Here is a 1,007-nt window from a genome sequence, read left to right as displayed (position 1 = left end):
CGCCGTAGGTCAGCGACTCTTCGGCACCGCGCAGGACGGCCGGAGCCGTCGGGTCAGCCGCAACGCGCTCGTTGAAGACCTCCACGACGGACCGCCCCGCCGGCACCCCCGGCTCGCCGGACCACTCGGTGCCCAGCACCTGGGCCCGCTCCTCGTCCGCGAGCAGTGCGGCGTCCCGGACCGGGCGGCCGGGGTCGGCGGTCAGGGAGTCCGCGAGCGTGAGCCAGTGCCGACCGAGCCGCAGCACGGTGGAGGCGTCGAAGAGGTCCACGCTGTACAGCACAGCAGCGCGGAGCCCACCCTCAGGCCGCGGTTCGAACTCGATGTTCAGGTCGAACGGCGCCGAGGCGACGGGCGGGAGAAGCTCTTCGGCCGCGAGGCCGGGCAGGTCCAGCGAACCGGCCGGCGCGTTCTGGAGGGTGACGGCCACCTGCACGAGCGGCGTCCGGCTCGGGTCACGCTCGGGCACCAGCTCCTCCACGAGCCGGCTGAACGGAACGTCCTGGTGGGCAAGTGCCTCCAGGACGGTTTCCCGGGTCCCGGCCAGGTGCTCCAGGAACGTCCGGGAGTCGTCGACACGGGACCGCAGCACGAGCGTGTTGACGAAGAAGCCGACCAGCCCCTCCAGCTCCGCACGGTCCCGCCCCGAAACGGCCGTACCGACCGCGACATCGGTCTGCCCCGAGTACGCGCGCAGCAGCAGCTGCGTGACGGCCGTGAGCACCATGGCGAGCGTGGCGCCGCCCCCGTGCCGCCCCGCCGCGCCGAGCCGCGTGACGAGTTCCTCGGGAACATCGAAGGTGTGCAGCGCGCCCGCGCCCGTCCGCACGGCGGGACGCGGCCGGTCCGTCGGCAACTCCAACGGCTCCAACCCGTCCAACTGACGACGCCAGTAGCTCAGTTGGCCGCCCAAGTCATCACCCGACAGCCGCTCACGCTGCCACAACGCATAGTCCCCGTACTGCACCGGCAACTCCGGCAGATCCGCCGCACGGCCCGCCACCGCA

1 protein-coding gene is annotated in these 1,007 nt (G+C 72.7%); it reads right to left on the bottom strand.

Annotation, left to right across the window (positions count from 1 at the left end; translation table 11 throughout):
- A partial coding sequence (locus tag SCA03_RS34790) for a condensation domain-containing protein (RefSeq protein WP_230989122.1) occupies nucleotides 1-1,007 on the bottom strand: 1,007 nt, incomplete at both ends.

It is taken from the genome of Streptomyces cacaoi (assembly GCF_006539165.1).
Lineage (GTDB): Bacteria > Actinomycetota > Actinomycetes > Streptomycetales > Streptomycetaceae > Streptomyces > Streptomyces cacaoi.
Note: the sequence above shows the minus strand (reverse complement) of the source record. Positions and strands in the feature narration are given on the sequence as shown.